The sequence below is a fragment of the Colwellia sp. E2M01 genome, from assembly GCF_018860585.1.
Classification (GTDB): domain Bacteria; phylum Pseudomonadota; class Gammaproteobacteria; order Enterobacterales; family Alteromonadaceae; genus Colwellia.
The window spans coordinates 5,187-22,810 of sequence record NZ_JAHKPR010000061.1 but is presented as its reverse complement, the minus strand read 5'-3'; the positions used below and the strand labels follow the sequence as shown (position 1 = coordinate 22,810).

The 17,624-nt window shown below is 36.1% G+C and carries 16 protein-coding genes and 8 tRNA genes; 16 read left to right on the top strand and 8 right to left on the bottom strand.

Going from position 1 to position 17,624, the window contains the following annotated elements; genetic code table 11:
• Window positions 1-231: 231 nt before the first annotated feature.
• Window positions 232-747, bottom strand: coding sequence for a bifunctional 3-hydroxydecanoyl-ACP dehydratase/trans-2-decenoyl-ACP isomerase (gene fabA / locus KO502_RS12115; protein WP_216022826.1), 516 nt, complete (start codon window positions 745-747; stop codon window positions 232-234).
• 199 nt (window positions 748-946) lie between these two features.
• Between fabA and KO502_RS12110 the strand changes: the two genes are divergently transcribed.
• The 12 genes from KO502_RS12110 (at window position 947) to KO502_RS12055 (ending at window position 6,303) form a co-directional block, all read left to right on the top strand.
• The gene (locus KO502_RS12110; protein WP_216022825.1) at window positions 947-1,228 is read left to right on the top strand and encodes a hypothetical protein; all 282 of its coding nucleotides are present in this window, start codon (window positions 947-949) and stop codon (window positions 1,226-1,228) included.
• 108 nt (window positions 1,229-1,336) lie between these two features.
• Window positions 1,337-1,981 (top strand): UvrY/SirA/GacA family response regulator transcription factor, encoded by a 645-nt coding sequence (uvrY, locus tag KO502_RS12105; RefSeq protein ID WP_216022824.1) that lies wholly within the window; start codon window positions 1,337-1,339, stop codon window positions 1,979-1,981.
• A gap of 34 nt (window positions 1,982-2,015) precedes the next feature.
• Entirely contained in the window at window positions 2,016-3,941 is a 1,926-nt protein-coding gene (uvrC, locus tag KO502_RS12100; RefSeq protein ID WP_216022823.1) for an excinuclease ABC subunit UvrC, read from the top strand.
• A gap of 168 nt (window positions 3,942-4,109) precedes the next feature.
• Window positions 4,110-4,688, top strand: a complete 579-nt coding sequence (gene pgsA / locus KO502_RS12095) for a CDP-diacylglycerol--glycerol-3-phosphate 3-phosphatidyltransferase (protein ID WP_216022822.1) — start codon at window positions 4,110-4,112, stop codon at window positions 4,686-4,688.
• Between the two features lie 248 nt (window positions 4,689-4,936).
• Window positions 4,937-5,012 (top strand) — tRNA-Gly (locus KO502_RS12090).
• A gap of 60 nt (window positions 5,013-5,072) precedes the next feature.
• Window positions 5,073-5,146, top strand: a tRNA-Cys gene (locus KO502_RS12085).
• A gap of 4 nt (window positions 5,147-5,150) precedes the next feature.
• A tRNA-Leu gene (locus tag KO502_RS12080) sits at window positions 5,151-5,235 on the top strand.
• A gap of 269 nt (window positions 5,236-5,504) precedes the next feature.
• A tRNA-Gly gene (locus KO502_RS12075) sits at window positions 5,505-5,580 on the top strand.
• A gap of 62 nt (window positions 5,581-5,642) precedes the next feature.
• Window positions 5,643-5,718, top strand: a tRNA-Gly gene (locus tag KO502_RS12070).
• A 72-nt stretch (window positions 5,719-5,790) separates the two neighbouring features.
• Window positions 5,791-5,875, top strand: a tRNA-Leu gene (locus tag KO502_RS12065).
• 147 nt (window positions 5,876-6,022) lie between these two features.
• Window positions 6,023-6,098: transfer RNA gene (locus tag KO502_RS12060), tRNA-Gly, on the top strand.
• A 120-nt stretch (window positions 6,099-6,218) separates the two neighbouring features.
• Window positions 6,219-6,303, top strand: a tRNA-Leu gene (locus KO502_RS12055).
• A gap of 86 nt (window positions 6,304-6,389) precedes the next feature.
• Here the strand turns inward: KO502_RS12055 and KO502_RS12050 are convergent.
• The 5 genes from KO502_RS12050 to KO502_RS12030 all read right to left on the bottom strand — a co-directional run bounded on the left by KO502_RS12050 (window position 6,390) and on the right by KO502_RS12030 (window position 10,756).
• The gene (locus tag KO502_RS12050; protein ID WP_216022821.1) at window positions 6,390-7,127 is read right to left on the bottom strand and encodes an aspartate/glutamate racemase family protein; all 738 of its coding nucleotides are present in this window, start codon (window positions 7,125-7,127) and stop codon (window positions 6,390-6,392) included.
• Window positions 7,128-7,129: 2 nt separating this feature from the next.
• Window positions 7,130-8,074 (bottom strand): L-histidine N(alpha)-methyltransferase, encoded by a 945-nt coding sequence (egtD, locus tag KO502_RS12045; protein ID WP_216022820.1) that lies wholly within the window; start codon window positions 8,072-8,074, stop codon window positions 7,130-7,132.
• On the bottom strand, window positions 8,067-9,254 hold the full coding sequence (egtB, locus tag KO502_RS12040) for an ergothioneine biosynthesis protein EgtB (RefSeq protein WP_216022819.1): 1,188 nt from the start codon (window positions 9,252-9,254) through the stop codon (window positions 8,067-8,069). Before egtB ends, egtD begins: the two co-directional genes overlap by 8 nt.
• A gap of 2 nt (window positions 9,255-9,256) precedes the next feature.
• Entirely contained in the window at window positions 9,257-10,099 is an 843-nt protein-coding gene (locus KO502_RS12035; RefSeq protein WP_216022818.1) for an SDR family oxidoreductase, read from the bottom strand.
• Between the two features lie 243 nt (window positions 10,100-10,342).
• On the bottom strand, window positions 10,343-10,756 hold the full coding sequence (locus tag KO502_RS12030) for a MarR family winged helix-turn-helix transcriptional regulator (RefSeq protein WP_216022817.1): 414 nt from the start codon (window positions 10,754-10,756) through the stop codon (window positions 10,343-10,345).
• Window positions 10,757-10,979: 223 nt separating this feature from the next.
• On the opposite strand from KO502_RS12030, the gene KO502_RS12025 reads away from it, so the two are divergent.
• The 4 genes from KO502_RS12025 (at window position 10,980) to KO502_RS12010 (ending at window position 14,703) form a co-directional block, all read left to right on the top strand.
• A complete protein-coding gene (locus KO502_RS12025) occupies window positions 10,980-11,450 on the top strand; it encodes a DUF4405 domain-containing protein (protein ID WP_216022816.1) in 471 nt (156 codons plus the stop codon).
• On the top strand, window positions 11,447-11,719 hold the full coding sequence (locus tag KO502_RS12020) for a hypothetical protein (RefSeq protein ID WP_216022815.1): 273 nt from the start codon (window positions 11,447-11,449) through the stop codon (window positions 11,717-11,719). The genes KO502_RS12025 and KO502_RS12020 overlap by 4 nt, the downstream gene beginning before the upstream one ends.
• A gap of 340 nt (window positions 11,720-12,059) precedes the next feature.
• A complete protein-coding gene (glnS, locus tag KO502_RS12015; protein WP_216022814.1) occupies window positions 12,060-13,730 on the top strand; it encodes a glutamine--tRNA ligase in 1,671 nt (556 codons plus the stop codon).
• A 142-nt stretch (window positions 13,731-13,872) separates the two neighbouring features.
• A complete protein-coding gene (locus KO502_RS12010) occupies window positions 13,873-14,703 on the top strand; it encodes a hypothetical protein (RefSeq protein WP_216022813.1) in 831 nt (276 codons plus the stop codon).
• A gap of 179 nt (window positions 14,704-14,882) precedes the next feature.
• On the opposite strand, the gene ilvN is transcribed toward KO502_RS12010, so the two are convergent.
• Window positions 14,883-15,380 carry an acetolactate synthase small subunit gene (gene ilvN / locus KO502_RS12005; protein WP_216022812.1) on the bottom strand — a complete coding sequence of 166 codons (498 nt, stop codon included), beginning with the start codon at window positions 15,378-15,380 and terminating at the stop codon, window positions 14,883-14,885.
• Window positions 15,380-17,107, bottom strand: a complete 1,728-nt coding sequence (locus tag KO502_RS12000; RefSeq protein ID WP_216022811.1) for an acetolactate synthase 3 large subunit — start codon at window positions 17,105-17,107, stop codon at window positions 15,380-15,382. Before KO502_RS12000 ends, ilvN begins: the two co-directional genes overlap by 1 nt.
• Window positions 17,108-17,624 lie beyond the last annotated feature (517 nt).

Sequence of the window (17,624 nt, the reverse complement as noted above, 5' to 3'; positions counted from 1 at the left end):
TATTAAAGGTACGTCGCCCTTGGGAGCTTGCTCTATGTACATTAACGTCGTTAAATTTATTTGATTTAGAATGACTAAACCTAAACAAATTCGCTTTGTCATTGCACATCGAGCATAGCTCTGAGTTGGGAAGAAATTTAATCAAATTGGTATAAGAATGAGTTTTGAGTAAATTTAAAGTAAAAAAAATCCCAGTAAACTACTGGGATTTTTTTATCAAATGTAAACAGATTACATTTGAGTTGTATCAGTAAATAAACCTACTTTAAGGTCTTTAGCTGTGTATATTTCACGACCATCAACACTAACACTTCCGTTAGCAAGGCCCATGTAAAGTTTGCGTTTAATTACACGAGTAAAATCGATTCTAAAGGTTACTTTTTTATTGGTTGGTAGTATTTGGCCAGTAAATTTAACTTCACCTACGCCCAAAGCACGACCTTTACCTGGACCACCTGTCCAAGATAAGAAAAAACCTACAAGCTGCCACATAGCATCTAAACCTAAACATCCTGGCATAACAGGATCATCTTTAAAGTGGCAATCAAAAAACCATAAATCAGGAGTGATATCTAATTCGGCAACAATGTAGCCTTTACCGTGCTCACCACCTTCTTCAGTAATAGTTAAAATACGATCCATCATCAGCATATTGCCGGAAGGAAGTTTTGAATTACCTTCACCAAAAAATTCTGCTGTACCTGCTTTAATTAAATCTTCTTTACCGTATGAGTTTTGTTGTGGCATTGCCATAATATGCTGAATTCCGCTAATAAATTTTAGAGTGCTACTTTAGCGTACGCTTGTACACTAAACAACTCTGAACAGTTAAAAATTTGAAAAAAATAGTACAGTTGTATATTTTATATCAAACTTATTCATGACTTGATTATAACGCCGTTATGCGTGATTATAAACGCATGTAACTTAAATAAATTTAACTTTCATGAAAGATGTAGAGCAAAATAATCAGCCTCCCACTAAAAAAGTGGCTATGAGCAATGCTGAAAAGCAAAAACGTTATCGCGAAAAGCAAAAAGAACGTGGCTTACAAGAAATGCGGGGTTATATGTCCCCTGAAGCAAAACACTGTTATCAACTTATTAGCGAGCAAACAAACTGGTCTGACAGTGTGATTTTAAGTAATGCTGTACGTTTAACGTATGCGGCTTATAAAAATGGCCAAATAGGTTTGTTAAATAGCTGGTTGAAAAATAATAAATTATAATGTTAATCAACTAACACTAATAATGAATCTTGCTATATTTATAAAATTGAATAAACTGCGTCTTCGCTATAATCTGCATATATAATTTCTAATAAAGGTATCCTTAACGTGATAAATGTCTTACTGGTTGATGATCATCACCTTGTTCGTGTCGGTATTAATAAAATTTTAACGAGTGTTAAGGGGTTAACTGTTATTGGTGAATGTGAAACTGGCGAAGAGGCTATTAAATTTTGTCGTAAAACAGAGCCTGATATTTTACTCATGGACATGGATATGCCAGGTATGGGCGGACTTGAAGCCAGTAAAAAAATATTACGTTTTGCACCTGATCTTAAAATCATAGTATTAACAGCGCACACCGAAGATCCTTTCCCAAGTAAAGTCATGCAAATGGGCGCCGCAGGATACTTAACCAAAGAAGCAGGTCCAGATGAAATGGTTAAGGCAATACGTGCAGTACACAGCGGCCAACGTTACTTACCGCCTGCAATAGCACAAAAAATGGCTTTGAATCAATTTAAAACTGTTGATGACAACCCGTTTAATACATTATCTGATCGCGAGTTACAAATAATGATCATGATCACGCGAGGCGATAAAGTGCCTGCAATATCTGAGCATTTGAATTTAAGCTCTAAAACAATTAACAGTTACCGTTATCGTATGTTTGAAAAGCTTGATGTAAGTAACGATGTTGAGTTGACTCATTTAGCGATTCGACACGGCATGCTGAAAACAGAGAAATTATAATTTAACGTATTCCCATCGTAAGATATAAAGCTAAATGCCTGCCAATAGTCACGATAAAAATAATGATTCGGTTAAAAATCATAAGTCAGCTAAAGTCACAACGTTCGACAGTGAGGCGTTTTTACGTGTAGTAACCAATCAAGCGGGTGTTTATCGTATGTATGATAATCAGCAAGTGATTATTTACGTGGGTAAAGCTAAACAATTGAAAAAGCGACTAGCCAGTTATTTTCGTAAAGATGTTGGCTCAAATAAAACTCGTGCTTTAGTTAAACAAATATCTGCTATTGAAGTCACCGTAACTCACACAGAAGGTGAGGCGTTGATTCTTGAAAATAATTATATAAAAAAATACCAGCCAAAATACAATATTTTGTTACGTGACGATAAGTCATATCCTTATTTACTTATTACCGCACATAAGCACCCTAAACTAGGTTTGCATCGTGGCGGTAAAAAAGTAAAAGGTGACTATTTTGGACCATTCCCAACTGTTGGTGCAGTATGGGAAAGTCTGCGTTTAATGCAAAAAATATTTCCTATTAGGCAATGTGAAGACAGCTATTATCGAGCTCGCTCACGACCTTGTTTACAATATCAATTAGGACGTTGCTCTGCACCATGTGTTGATAAAATATCGGTTGATGATTATCAAGATCAAGTCAATTTAGCTAAATTATTTTTACAAGGTAAGAGTACTACGGTAATCGAGCAACTTGTGGCTAAAATGGAGTTGGCCAGTAGCGAATTAAACTTTGAATTGGCGGCCAAGTATCGCGACCAAATAGTAACCTTGCGTAAAGTACAACAACAGCAATTTGTGAGTGGTCATGTCGCTGAACTTGATGTTGTAGGTTTATATCGTGAGAAAACTCAAGTATGTATTCACTTATTATTTATTCGTCAACACAAAATATTGGGCAGTAAGAGCTACTTTCCAACAGTGCCCAGTGAAAGCAGTGATAGTGAAATATTAGAAGCATTTATTGCACAACATTATTTATCAACTGACGGCCAAGGTAATGTGCAAGGGAATATCCCTAAAGAAATAGTTATTAAAGAACATATTGAGCAAGCTAAAGAATTAACCACTTTGTTAAGTGAACAAGCTGAATTTGACGTTAAAATTTCTACCAATACGCGTAGTGAACGAGCTCAATATTTAAAACTAGCTAGTACTAATGCACAAAGCGCCCTTATTAGTAAAAACAGCCATAAACAATCAATGTTAGCGCGTTTTATGGCACTTAATGAGGTGTTTGAGCTAGAGGGGGGAATAAACCGTATTGAATGTTTTGATATCAGCCATACCATGGGACAACAAACGATTGCTTCTAATGTAGTGTTTAATCAAGAAGGGCCATTAAAAACAGATTATAGACGTTATAATGTTTTTGGCATTACTCCCGGTGATGATTATGCGGCGATGGCCTTTGCGCTTAATAAGCGTTATGGCAAGTTAAAAGCTAACCCTGTAACAGAGCAAGACTTTAGCGCTTTAGAAAAACTGCCTGATATTGTTTTTATTGACGGTGGAAAAGGGCAGTTGGCTGAAGCGGAAGGTTTTTTTAACCAACTTGCGTTAACTAAAAGTCCATTACTTGTAGGGGTTGCCAAGGGGGAGTCACGTAAACCGGGTTTAGAAACGTTGATATTAGCGGGTAGTCATCAACTTATTTCATTACCTGCAACATCACCAGCACTTCACCTTGTTCAACATATTCGTGATGAGTCTCATCGTTTTGCAATAGCAGGGCATAGAGCTAAAAGGCAAAAAGTAAGTAAAAAATCTCAGCTTGAATCTATTGAAGGTATAGGTGCTAAAAAAAGGCAAAGCTTATTGAAATACTTAGGCGGGCTACAAGAAGTAATGCAGGCTGACATTGCAGCCCTATCAAAAGTACCAGGTATAAGCCAAGTGTTAGCTGAAAAAATTTATAATGCGTTACATGAAAAATAAAAAATATTCTTAACCCAATACCCAAGTGATAAAGCAATTAAAGTGACACCTTAGCCATCGAGTAGAAGGATAAAATCTATTGATTTGTTAATACTTGTTTTATTCTGCCGTAGCACTGCTATAACAACTTGTGTAAACTAAAGAAAACAGACTTGCAGTGAAAAGTAAATGTGGACAATACCTAACCAAATAACCTTATTTCGGATCATCTTGATCCCTATTTTTCTAATAATATTCTATTTGCCACTTTCTTGGAGCAATTTTGGTGCCTTTGCCGTATTTTGGATAGCGTCAATCAGTGACATATTAGATGGATATTTAGCGAGAAAATTAAATCAATCTTCAGCATTTGGTGCTTTTATTGATCCTGTCGCCGATAAACTAATGGTTGTAGTTGCTTTGGTGATGATTGCACAAGATTATCAATCATGGTGGGTTTCAATTGCAGCAATTATTATGATAGCGCGAGAAGTTTTTATTAGTGCGTTACGTGAATTCATGTCTTCACTTGGAAAACGTGATGTCATTGCTGTTTCAAATATGGGTAAATATAAAACCGGTGCTCAAATGCTAGGTATAATGGCGCTGATTTGGCAACCTGACTATGATATCCCAATGATTCTATTTTACCTCCCGCATGAAGTGATTAATTATCTTGGTTATGGTTTTTATGCTATTGCTACTGTTTTAACGGTAACTACTTGGGCGAGTTACTTCAAAGCAGCCTGGCCAGATTTAAAAGGTTAATAATCTCTTAGTGCTAACTTTAGTGAAAAAGCCAATGTTTTAAGAGGTTTTTAGTTAAAAATAGAGCAAATAACTCGCTTTTTAAGCAGTTAGAATAAAAAGTTAATTTAATAGTTGACTGGAAAATATTTAGATGTAGAATGCGTTTTCGTTGACAGGGAGTCAGCAAATAAAGCAAGGTAAGCAAGTTGATTTATCATCTTAATTAGTTTGTTTTATTAAGATTTAGTTTTACAAGTTAGAATTTAGCGGCTGTAGCTCAGCTGGTAGAGCATCACGTTGCCAACGTGAATGTCACGAGTTCGAGTCTCGTTAGCCGCTCCAATTTAACATAATTACTAAGTTATCGATATTGATATCATTAAAACATCGTTGAGACAAAATGGCGGGTTGGCAGAGTGGTTATGCAGCGGATTGCAAATCCGTGAACACCAGTTCGATTCTGGTATCCGCCTCCATTTTGCCCGGGTGGTGGAATTGGTAGACACAAGGGATTTAAAATCCCTCGCCGAAAAGCGTGCCGGTTCAAGTCCGGCTCCGGGTACCATTTCATCAGCGATATTGGGAAGTAAAAGATAAACCTGAAAAGTACTTAATTAAGTCTTTAATTTACTTTGGCAAAGTTAAATTGGTTTATTTAAAAAGATAATATCTACGAAGCGGCTGTAGTTCAGCTGGTAGAGCATCACGTTGCCAAAAGCAAAGTGAATGCCGCGATTTATGTTGATGAGAGTAGTCTCGTTAACCGCTCCAATTTTAACTTGGCAAAGTTAAATAGATTTATTTAGTAGAATGTAAAAAGATAATATCTACGAAGCGGCTGTAGCTCAGCTGGTAGAGCATCACGTTGCCAACGTGAATGTCACGAGTTCGAGTCTCGTTAGCCGCTCCATTTTTAATTGTAATATTGAAAAAGATTTTATTTAGTAGTAAGTGAAGAAGAATATCTACGAAGCGGCTGTAGCTCAGCTGGTAGAGCATCACGTTGCCAACGTGAATGTCACGAGTTCGAGTCTCGTTAGCCGCTCCAAATTTCACTAAAAGAATAAGTAGGTTACCAATACCTACTATAAAAAACTCCCTTTATCTTATAGATAACAATGCCCGGGTGGTGGAATTGGTAGACACAAGGGATTTAAAATCCCTCGCCGAAAAGCGTGCCGGTTCAAGTCCGGCTCCGGGTACCATTCTAAGAAGATAAATGTAAACTCTATGAAGCGGCTGGTATCAGCTGGTAGAGCATAACGTTGCCAAAAGCGAAGTGAATGCCACGACTTATGTTGATGAGAGTAGTCTCGTTAGCCGCTCCAAAATGTAAAAGTTAGCTCTATGAAGCGGCTGTAGCTCAGCTGGTAGAGCATCACGTTGCCAACGTGAATGTCACGAGTTCGAGTCTCGTTAGCCGCTCCAAATTTTATAAGTTTATGGCAAGTTGCCTTGAATTAGTTTAATACTTATCTTAAATAAACCTATAAGAGTAGGTACCAACCTACTATAAAAATACTCCCCTTATCTTTAAAAAGATACAATGCCCGGGTGGTGGAATTGGTAGACACAAGGGATTTAAAATCCCTCGCCGAAAAGCGTGCCGGTTCAAGTCCGGCTCCGGGTACCATTTTAGAAAAACTTCAAGCCACTACTCAAACCAAAATATATCTATAAAATTTATAAAAGTATCTTTATATGTTCACACTATTTTTATTAGCTTATTGAACATTCTTGTATTGCACTTAACATTTGTACCTCGGCCATATCAATAACTCTACTCGAGTGTATGTTATTCGCTATTGATAGTTCGGTGCAGGCAAGAAGAACTATTGCGTTTTGTTGATACTCTTGTATCAAGGCATTAAATTGCTCAACTTCTTCCTGTGTTTCTGTTGAAGCATAGACTTGCTGGCGAAGGTAATCGATAAACTGTTGATCTGTTTCTGATGGCGAGCTTACTTTGATATTTCCTTTAATAAAGTGTTTATGCAAGTAATCTGCATTCATACCATAGAGTGAAGAAAATACGATAATCTTGTTAATCTTTTGTTTTTGAAGAAAGCGTAATGTTTCTGTTACTGGATGAACTATTTTATCAAGATTATTGGTATTTTTAGCTAATAAGTCGATGGTTTCGTGTAACGTAATATTAGGGAAAACCATTACCTTGCTATCGTGAACAGCTATCTTTGCTAATTCTGCCGATAAGCGTGGCTTTAGTTGTTCAAATTGATCAGGCAATAAGGCATTAATACTGTCAAAATCGCAAGGGATTAAGCTGACTGATAATGTACAAGCATTCTGACTAAGTTCAGACTTGCAAGTTTGAATGAGTTGCTCGAGTTGTTGCTGATAATAATTAAAGGTTCGACTACCTAAGGAAAACAGTGCTATGTTTTTTACCGGTGTTTTTTTTGAAGGCTCGTTGTTTAAAGGTAAAGTATCAGTCATAGTTACAAGCTTAAAATGTAGTCGGCAAATAATGTTTGTTGATCTACCAACTTATTTTGCACACTAAAACCAGAGCCTTTAATAATGTGTTGCAGTAGGTGATCATCATATTTTCGTGATATTTCGGTATGAATTAGTTCTCCCGCTTTAAATTTATAGCTTTTACCAATGTAGTTAATAGTCACTTGTTGATCCAATAAACTTTTTAAGTAACTTTTAGCAATACCTTCCTGCTGTTTGTAATGCGGGTAGTGATCAAATTTAGTTATATCAAAATCGCCACCTAACTCTCGGTTAATACGTGTTAATAGGTTTAAGTTAAATTCGCGAGTAATACCGTTACTGTCATTATAGGCGGGCAGTATTTCTTCTTCTGACTTAATGAGATCAACCCCCAATAAAAGCTTATCGCCAACGTTAAGTGTTTCAGCTAAGTTATTAAGAAAAAGGCTCGCTTCATCATCAAGCATATTGCCAATATTAGAGCCTAAAAAAAGTACCACTTTGGGGTGATGACTCACTTTTAAGTTTTCTAAAATATCAAAATAATCACCTTGTTGAGTTTTTACTGAGACTTCAGGTAATTCATTGGTCAGTGATTGTTCCAGCTGCTCTAGTGCATTTTCAGAAATATCAATAGGTAAGTAGTCATACTGATAACCTTGCTCTGAAAGCCTTTTGAGTAATTTTTTAGTTTTACTGCCATCGCCCGCACCAAGCTCTATAAGCTCGAAGTATTTATTTTTATTTAGCGATAATGCACTAATCATTGCTGATGTTTGCATGGTGAATATTTCCATTTCAGCACGCGTTAAGTAGTATTCAGGTAACGCCATAATTTTTACAAATAAAGCATCGCCAGTTTTGTCGTAAAAGTATTTAGATGGTAATTGCTTTTGTGCATGGCTAAGACCTGCATCTACGTCATTAGAGAATTGTTCAATCATGAGCTTTTCCTGAGTTTATTTGGTCTCTTACTAGGCGTATCCCTGAGAATTGCCACTGAGTTTCTGGAGTAAAAAAGTTGCGGTAAGTATGCCGCGCATGTCCTTGTGATGTAGCAACGGACGCCCCTCGTAATACCATAGTGTTTACCATAAACTTGCCATTGTATTCACCAACAGCACCTTCATTAATTTGATAGCGCGGATACGGCTGATAAGCTGAAGATGTCCACTCCCAACGTTTTCCCCAAGCCAGTTGATGACTAGCTGCTTCCCACTCAAATTCAGTCGGTAAACGTAAGCCTTGCCAGGTTGCATAGGCATTCGCTTCATAAAACGAAACATGACAAAGCAGGGCATCTTTATCTATAGGTTTAAGCCCTGCAAGGGTGAAATAATGCCACTGACCATCAATGTTATGCCAATGTAAAGGTTGACTCACTTTCTCATTGCATACCCAACTCCAGCCATCATCTAACCAAAGTTGTACCTTTTGATAGCCACCTTGTTCGATAAAGTCGATATATTCACCATTTGTAACTAACGTTTGGCTGATCTCAAACTCCTCAAGGTAAACTTGGTGTGGAGCTAATTCATTGTCATAACAAAATTCATCGCCTTGGTGGCCTATGTCATAAAGTTTAGCATCACACTTAAGCCAGCCATGTGTGATGTTATGATCTGCCTCTAACATAAAGTTAGTATCGTATTGTGGATAAAGAAGGCTTAAGCCAAAAGTATATTTTAAGTCAGTCAGTAGTAACTCTTGATGTTGTTGTTCATGGTTAATGCCTAACACTGTTAAAGCCTTTACTTCAGAGCTAATGGTGTGTGCTAGTAGTTTTTGCATGTGTTGATCAACATGTTGGCGATATAAATACACTTGTTCAACTGTTGGGCGAGTATATAAACCGCGTTGAAAACGAACCGCACGTTCGCCAACACTTTGATAATAGCTGTTAAATAAAAAACAAAATTGCGGATTAAATTCTTGGTAACCAACAAGGTGTTTTTTAAGAATAAGTTCTTCAAAAAACCAACTTACATGAGCAATGTGCCATTTTACCGGACTCACAAATTCAGCTGCTTGTGGTATGTAATCTTCAATAGCGAGAGGCTTACACAATTCTTCGGTATAATTGCGTGTTTCAAGGTATTTGGTTATCAACTTGCTACTACTCATTCCTACATTATTCCATTGAAATAACTGTCCCAACTTTGATGGGGTCTTCCTGCTGCTTGCTGATATTGACTAACGTTATCGCATTCACCTTCTAAAATTCCTTGGTAGATACCTGCAATAATATTACCGAGAAACTCACCTAATTCTGCCATTCTATCTTCTCGGTAAGCTTCTACTGTCATTGGAGAATACCGTAAGTTTGTTGTAAAGGCTTGATTTAAGTATTCAACAAGTTGGTATTGTGTTAGTGCTTGCCCATGCAAGTTATAGACTTTTCCATTGTGCTTATCTTCCATTAGCATTTTTGCATAAGCAAAAGCTAATTCAGGGCGTGTGGTATAGCCGCATTTACTATCACCAGCACAGTTATATACAGCACCTAATTTTTTATAAGTATCGATATACTCAATATCGGGTTCAATATAAATACCATTACGACCAATAACCCAGTCTAAACCGCTATTAATAATGTCTTGTTCGGTTTGACGATTACTTTGCACAATGGGAGAAAAAGCTGTGTTGGTTTCAGCACCTTGAATACTGGTATAAACAATTTTTTTTACGCCGCTGTTTTTGGCCGCTTGAATAACCTTACGATGTTGTTCTATACGTTTATCTGGCGCGTCCATCCCTGAAACAAGTAGTAAAATGTCAATAGAATGAAGTGATGTTTCTAATACGGCTTGGTCATTATAGTCCCCAGGGCGGATCTCTATACCAAGATCTTGGGCTTTTTGTGGGGTACGGGCTAATCCTATAATGTTTTCTTTTGCTGTAATGGCCATTAAGGTTTTAACAATTTCTTTTCCTAAATGACCACTAACTGAGGTTACTGCTATTTTCATTTGATACTCCTTGGTATTAGTAAAGCGCGTGGTCATTTAAATATTAATAGCATATTTATATGACTTATATTTTTACCGTTATATTAATTTAGTTAGCTAATACCAATCTCACAAACTAAGTGATCATTTATACGGGCTAAAACCACTTGTTATGTAAATAAATGCCTTGTATTTAATGATTGTATTTCCGTCTAAAATAGAACACTTAAATAATGAAACTGGTATAAGTTAGTTTTTTACGCATTAACGTAAATTATTTTTAAATACGTTGGCGAGTTGAATAAACGCTTGAACATCATCTTTAGCGATATTCTCAGCCATGGCTTTAAAAACTTGTTGTTCAACGTTATTAAATTTTTCGATGATGTGACTTCCATGTTCAGATAAGGATAAAATATGGCTTCGCCCATCATGTTCATTTTGAGTTTTAATAATAAGCTGCTGGATAACCAGCTCTTTAATGGCTCGATTAATTTGCGCTTTATCTCTGCCCATAGCCGCCGCCAATTTTTTTCCCGTACATTCTTCAATCATTGAAATAACTTTGAGTGTTTTCAAATGCATAAGAGGCAAGCCAAAATCTAATCGTTTTACTTCCTGGTTAATTTTATTACGAACTTTGAATAATAAGCTAAAAAGCGCTTCACCTAATTCCATATGCTCTCCGGAGTTGAAATCATTTTTAAACCTAGTTGATTAAATCAACCATAATTAATATAATTGACTTAATCAACTAGATTAATGAAATAGTTTGATTTAATAAGAGCGATTAATGATAGTTTAAAGCCCTTAGTCACATATTAGAGTTATAGATTAAATTCATATAATCAGATACGTAACTCTTTATTTGAAGCGCTATATAGTTATTAGGATATTTTAAATGCGTGATTGGAAAAATAATTTACAAAAAACTCGTTACGTGATGGATGTACTTCTATTTGTCATTTTCTTACTCGTTTCTGCTCCACAAGCTACCGGCGTTCCAGGGCATGAGTGGTTAAGCTTATTTTTTATAGTGCCTTTTGTTATTCATTTACTATTACACTGGGACTGGATTAAACAAAGTGCTAAACGCTTGTTTTCATCCATATCATTACGAGAAAAATTTAATACAGTATGGAATTATCTACTTTATGTGATCATGTTACTTGCAACCGTCAGCGGGTTTCTTGTTTCTGTGGCGTTATTACCAAGTTTGAGCATTACGGTAGACATCCAAGATTTTTGGTCAAAGGTGCATCATGATTTTTCAACACTGATTATGCCAATGTTAGGTGTACATTTAGCCCTGCATTGGCACTGGATTATTAATGTGTCTAAACGAATGTTTGGTAAAGGAGTAACATCATGAAGTACTTAAAAAAAGACTGGAAATTTCGTTCAAGTATATTACTCATCGTCAGTGTATTAGTTAGTGCTTTATTAATTTTGTTAGAGATGACTGACTGGGCTGCCCAGATAAACCTTAATGGCTATTCTCATGGTAGTGACAATGAAGGTAAAAAAGATATCCCTTCATTTCTTATGTATGTTTTACCTTTTGTAAAAGAATTAGTATTAATTGGAGTGCCTATGTTTATATCACTGATGTTAATAAAATTATTAGGTAAGAAAAGATAATCAATCCCATTACCTGAGCAATTCATTTTTAACCTTCTTCGAGTTTAATTTCTCGCCGCAATATAACAGTGCTAATGTATTATTTAGTTTTTCTAACTAAATAAAGAAGAGTGAAGTGGTATAGTAATTATGCCACTTCAATAGTATTCAATTGACCACTGCAAATTAAGATACCCGTTTGCTTGTACAAACCAGTAGAATTTAGTGAACAACTATTATTACGCAATATACTCTTATCTATCGCTATTCTCCCTCGTAAACACTTGCTATAATGCAAAAATCTTTGTGCGTAAATGCACTTTATAAATTAGTTATTTAGATCATCTTGAGGTTTACCTACATGTCGGATACCGAAAACCGCCCAACAAACTTTATTCGTAATATTATTGATGCCGACTTACAAAGTGGTAAACATACAAATGTACAGACGCGTTTTCCACCTGAGCCTAATGGTTTTTTACATATTGGCCATGCGAAATCTATTTGTTTAAACTTTGGTATTGCTCAAGATTATAGTGGTTTATGTAACTTACGATTTGACGATACCAACCCCGAAAAAGAAGATATTGATTACGTTAATGCAATAAAAAAAGACGTGCAATGGTTAGGTTTTGAATGGGCAGGAGATATTAGATATTCTTCAAACTATTTTGATCAATTACATGGCTTTGCTGTTGAGTTAATTGAAAAAGGTTTAGCGTACGTATGTTTTTTAAATGGTGATGAAACACGAGAATATCGTGGTACATTAAATAAGCCAGGTAAAAATAGCCCATACCGAGATACATCAGTAGAAGAAAACTTAGCTTTATTTACTAAGATGAAAAATGGTGAATTTGAAGAGGGTATTTGTTCATTACGCGCAAAAATAGACATGAGCTCAAGCTTTATGTGTATGCGCGACCCTATTATCTATCGTGTACGTTTTGCCAATCACCATCAAACCGGTGATAAATGGTGTATTTATCCGATGTATGATTTTACTCACTGTCTATCGGATGCTTTAGAAGGTATTACCCATTCTATTTGTACATTGGAGTTTCAAGATAACCGCCGTTTATACGACTGGGTTATTGAAAACGTATCTGTACCAAGTACGCCGCATCAATATGAATTTTCTCGCTTAAATCTTGAATATACGTTAATGAGTAAGCGTAAATTACATACTTTGGTGGAAGAAAAACTAGTTGATGGTTGGGACGATCCACGTATGCCAACCATTGCTGCATTTCGCCGTAGAGGTTATACACCAAGTTCGTTACGTGAGTTTGCTAAGCGAATCGGCGTAACTAAAATGGAAAACACTATCGAAATTAGCGTGTTAGAAGCGTGTATTCGTGAAGATTTAAATGACAATGCCCCACGTGCGATGGCTGTTTTAGAGCCAATAAAGTTAGTGATTGAGAATTACCCAGAAGGTCAAACGGAAGAGCTTGTTGTTAAAAACCATCCAAGTGATGATGAACAAGGTACGCGTATTGTTCCTTTTTCAAAAGAGCTTTATATAGAAGCTGAAGATTTTAAAGAAGAAGCTAACAAAAAGTATAAACGCTTAGTACTTGATAAAGCTGTACGCTTACGCGGTGCTTATGTGGTTACAGCAACACGTTGTGATAAAGACGAACAAGGCAATGTGACTACTGTTTACTGTAATTACTTAGAAGATACCTTAGGTAAAAACCCTAGCGATGGAACAAAACCTAAAGGTGTTATTCATTGGGTTGATGCAAATAAATCAATTGATGCCACAGTGCGTTTGTACGATAGATTATTTACTGTACCTAACCCTGCTGCAGAAGATGATTTTCACAGTGTTATTAATCAAGAGTCATTAATTACCATTACCGGGGCTAAAGTTGAGCCTTCACTCACTGAAGCGAAAGCTGAGCAAGCTTATCAGTTTGAACGTCAAGGTTACTTTTGTTTAGATAATGACATTAAAGAAACTGGCGCATTAGTGTTTAACCGTACTGTTGGTTTACGTGATACTTGGGCTAAAATAAGCCAGTAACATATACTATTAACGCTGTTAAACAAGTTGGCTAGCGCAGAGTGAAGTTAACTATTAAGACGTCAGTGGCTACAACCTCTGGCGTTTTTTATTTTAACGGCATTATTCTAACTTCATTATTTTAACTTGAACATTTTAAATTATGAAAATACGCTTTTTCATCTTAATTTTAATTAGTTATACAAATAGCTTTGCATCGAAAGCTGAAGAGCTAGAAGCGGTACATTTTGCCTATGCTAATTATTTGGGCAATGGTATCTATAAAACAACGGATCAAGACGCTAGTTTAATTAGTATGCCTTTTTCTTATGAACTTGGCAGTATAGGAAAAACAAGCTATGGCTTGCGTTTACCGTTATCGCTTGGCTTTTTTGACTTTCAATTTAGCGATATAACCAACCTGGACTTACCCGATGAAGTTGGCACAGCAACTTTTACGCCGGGTGTTGCTATTCATTATCAGTATAACCTTGATTGGACAATAGAAACTTATATTGATGCTGGTTATGGAAGAAACTTAACCACTAATCGAGGTGTTAAAATACATTCAGCTGGGGTTTCAGCTTTGTATAGCTTTGATTATAAAAAGTATGATTCGGTTTGGGCCACTCGCCTTTATTATGCGCATTATAGTGGCAATGGTTACCAAGTAAAAGACACGTATGCTGCCTTGCAAACGGGTGTTGATGTTGGGCTACCGCAACGCTATAAAATATTAGATTATTCATTTCAACCAAGGCTTTTTGCCACTGCATTTTGGTATTTTAGCGAAGTCGATTTTATATCGTTGCGAGAAAGAAAGCTTGATGAGGAAGCTAATGTCAGTCTGTCTAACAGTATTGAATTTGGTATTACCCTTAAGTTTGCTAAAACGATAGGTTATTCATGGGCAGGAATCGATAGGATTGGTTTAAGTTATCGTTTTAGTGAAAATTTTAATGCGGTGCGATTATTGTTTAGCTTACCTATTTAGTGTTTAGCTTACCTATTTAGGCCACTTGCACTTGCTTAAATTTAAGTACGCCAGATAAGTTTATTCAAGCTATGTAATGGTAATTAACAGGAGTAAGGTAAAAAACTACCATACTCTTGTTAAAAAACTTGTTAAACCGATATGTTAACCCGGTGCTTTAAATATATAGTTGTGGATTATTATATTCGTAGTGCTTTATCACCACGCGCCAAGCCAACACAACCTGAACGAGCAGATTCTATAATTTCTGTTTCGTGTTGTAGAGCATCAATAAAAGCATTTAGTTTGTCTGCGTTACCAGTAAGTTGCACAGTGTAAACTTGTTTACCAATATCAACTATATTGCCACGAAATATATCAGTTAAACGTTTTACTTCAGTGCGAGTTGTATCATTCATGGCATTAACTTTAACAAGAAGTAATTCACGTTCAATATGTTGTCTGTCGGTAATATCAATGATTTTAATAACATCAATCAACTTATTTACTTGTTTCACTATTTGCTCAAGTACTTTATCGTCACCACTGGTGGTGATAGTCATTCTTGATAAACTATTATCATTGGTTGGGGCGACGGTTAAGCTTTCTATATTAAAAGCTCGCTGTGAAAAAAGGCCAACAATACGTGATAATGAACCAGGTTCGTTTTCCATTAAAATTGATAATATTCTGCGCATTATGCTTTAACTCCTTTCTTTAACCACATTTCATCAATTGCACCAGTACGAATTTGCATTGGGTAAACATGTTCTTTTTCATCGACCATAATATCAACAAACACTAACCTGTCTTTAATGGCAAAGGCTTGAGCCAATTTGTCATCAAGCTCAGATAAATGATCTATTTTAATTCCTATATGACCGTAAGCTTCAGCTACTTTAATAAAGTCAGGTAACGACTCCATATAAGAAGAAGAATGGCGGCCGCCATAAACCATATCTTGCCATTGACGAACCATACCAAGTGAACGGTTATTTAGAGTAACGATAACAACAGGCAATTTGTATTGTAAACACGTTGATAACTCTTGAATATTCATTTGGATAGAGCCATCACCGGTAATACAAATAACGTGCTTATCAGGAAATGCCAATTTAACGCCCATTGCTGCAGGCAAGCCAAAGCCCATAGTGCCCGCACCACCAGAGTTTATCCATTGGCGTGGTTTCGCAAATGGATAGTGCTGTGCTGCAAACATTTGATGTTGACCAACATCAGAGCAAAGATAAGCGTCACCTTGTGTTATTTTATAAAGTGATTCAACTACGCGTTGTGGCTTTATTTTTTCGTTATCATCTTGCTCATAGCTCATACTTTTTACAGCACGCCATTCATTAATTTTCTGCCACCATTGGGTTAACGCTTCCTCATCAGCAACAAAGTTAATTACTTTTAGTTCATCAAGTAATTGTTGCATTACAATTTTAACTAAACCAACCACAGGGATATGAGCATTAATTGTTTTTGAAATTGAAGAAGGATCAATATCTACATGAATAATAGTGGCATTAGGACAAAACTTTTCAACATTATTGGTTACTCTGTCATCAAACCTAACCCCAAGTGCGAGAATAACATCGGCGTTTGCCATACTTTTATTGGCTTCTAAACTACCATGCATGCCCAACATGCCAACAAATTGTTTGTGTGTTCCTGAAATTCCCCCTAAGCCCATTAGGGTATTAGTAACGGGAGCTTTAAGGGTTTCTGCTAATGTAGTGAGTAATGCTGAAGCATCAGACAAGACAATACCGCCGCCTGAGTAGATGACGAGTTTTTTGGCGCTAGCAATAGCTTGTGCTGCTTTGGTAATTTGTTTTGGGTGACCTTTAATATTAGGATTGTAAGAGCGCATAGTAATATCAGTATTAATATTAAAAGGGCCTTTGTTTTGGGGAATTAAAATATCTTTAGGTAATTCGACAACAACAGGTCCTGGTCTACCGGTACTTGCTAAATAAAAAGCTTTAGAGAGTGCATCAGGAATATCAGCTAAACTGCGACAGCTAAAACTATGTTTGATAATAGGGCGGGTACAACCAACAATATCAGTTTCTTGGAAGGCATCATTACCGATAAGTGAACTAGCAACTTGTCCTGCAAGTACTACCATTGGAATAGAGTCCATATAAGCGGTAGCTATACCGGTAACACAATTAGTGGCACCAGGCCCTGAGGTTGCTAGTACAACACCTACTTTACCTGTGGCTCTTGCGTAACCGTCAGCCATGTGCGTAGCGGCTTGCTCATGGCGTACTAAAATATGTTCAATTTCATCTTGTTGAAAAATAGCATCGTATATATCTAGTACTGAGCCACCCGGGTAGCCAAAGATATATTTAACCTTTAATGCTGATAATGATTTAACTACCATTTCTGCACCAGTAAGAAGCTCTGTTGTCATAGTGTCACCTTATTTATTTCCATCTTTATGTACAATTATATATTTTTTAATTCAATTATTATTTAATTCGATACTTATTAATTAAGTAACTATTTTTATTGGGTTAACCTTGTTAGTTCACATTGATAAGTTAATGATTTGGCAAAATAAGTAATAAAAAACCCTCGGTCTTAAAAAGAGCGAGGGTTTAATAGAATAAGCACTTACATTGTTTGTTACGCACAAATTATCCCCGCTGTGATGTATATACCACGACGACTAGACGGACAATGTAGAGAGTAACTTTATTTAGTATCATTTTAAAATTTTTTACGTTTATTTTTACGTTCATTAATTAAACAATGTATTAGTTAGTTTGGTATTAGTTAGCTTGTATTAGTTAAATTATGTAATCAGTAAATAACATACATTCTATTATATATTTCTATTTCTAAAGAATTTATTGCTTAGTGTCAACTCAAAAAATAAAAAAAGATAAATAAAACCAATTCCGATAATTTTCTGGTCTAGCTGTGCG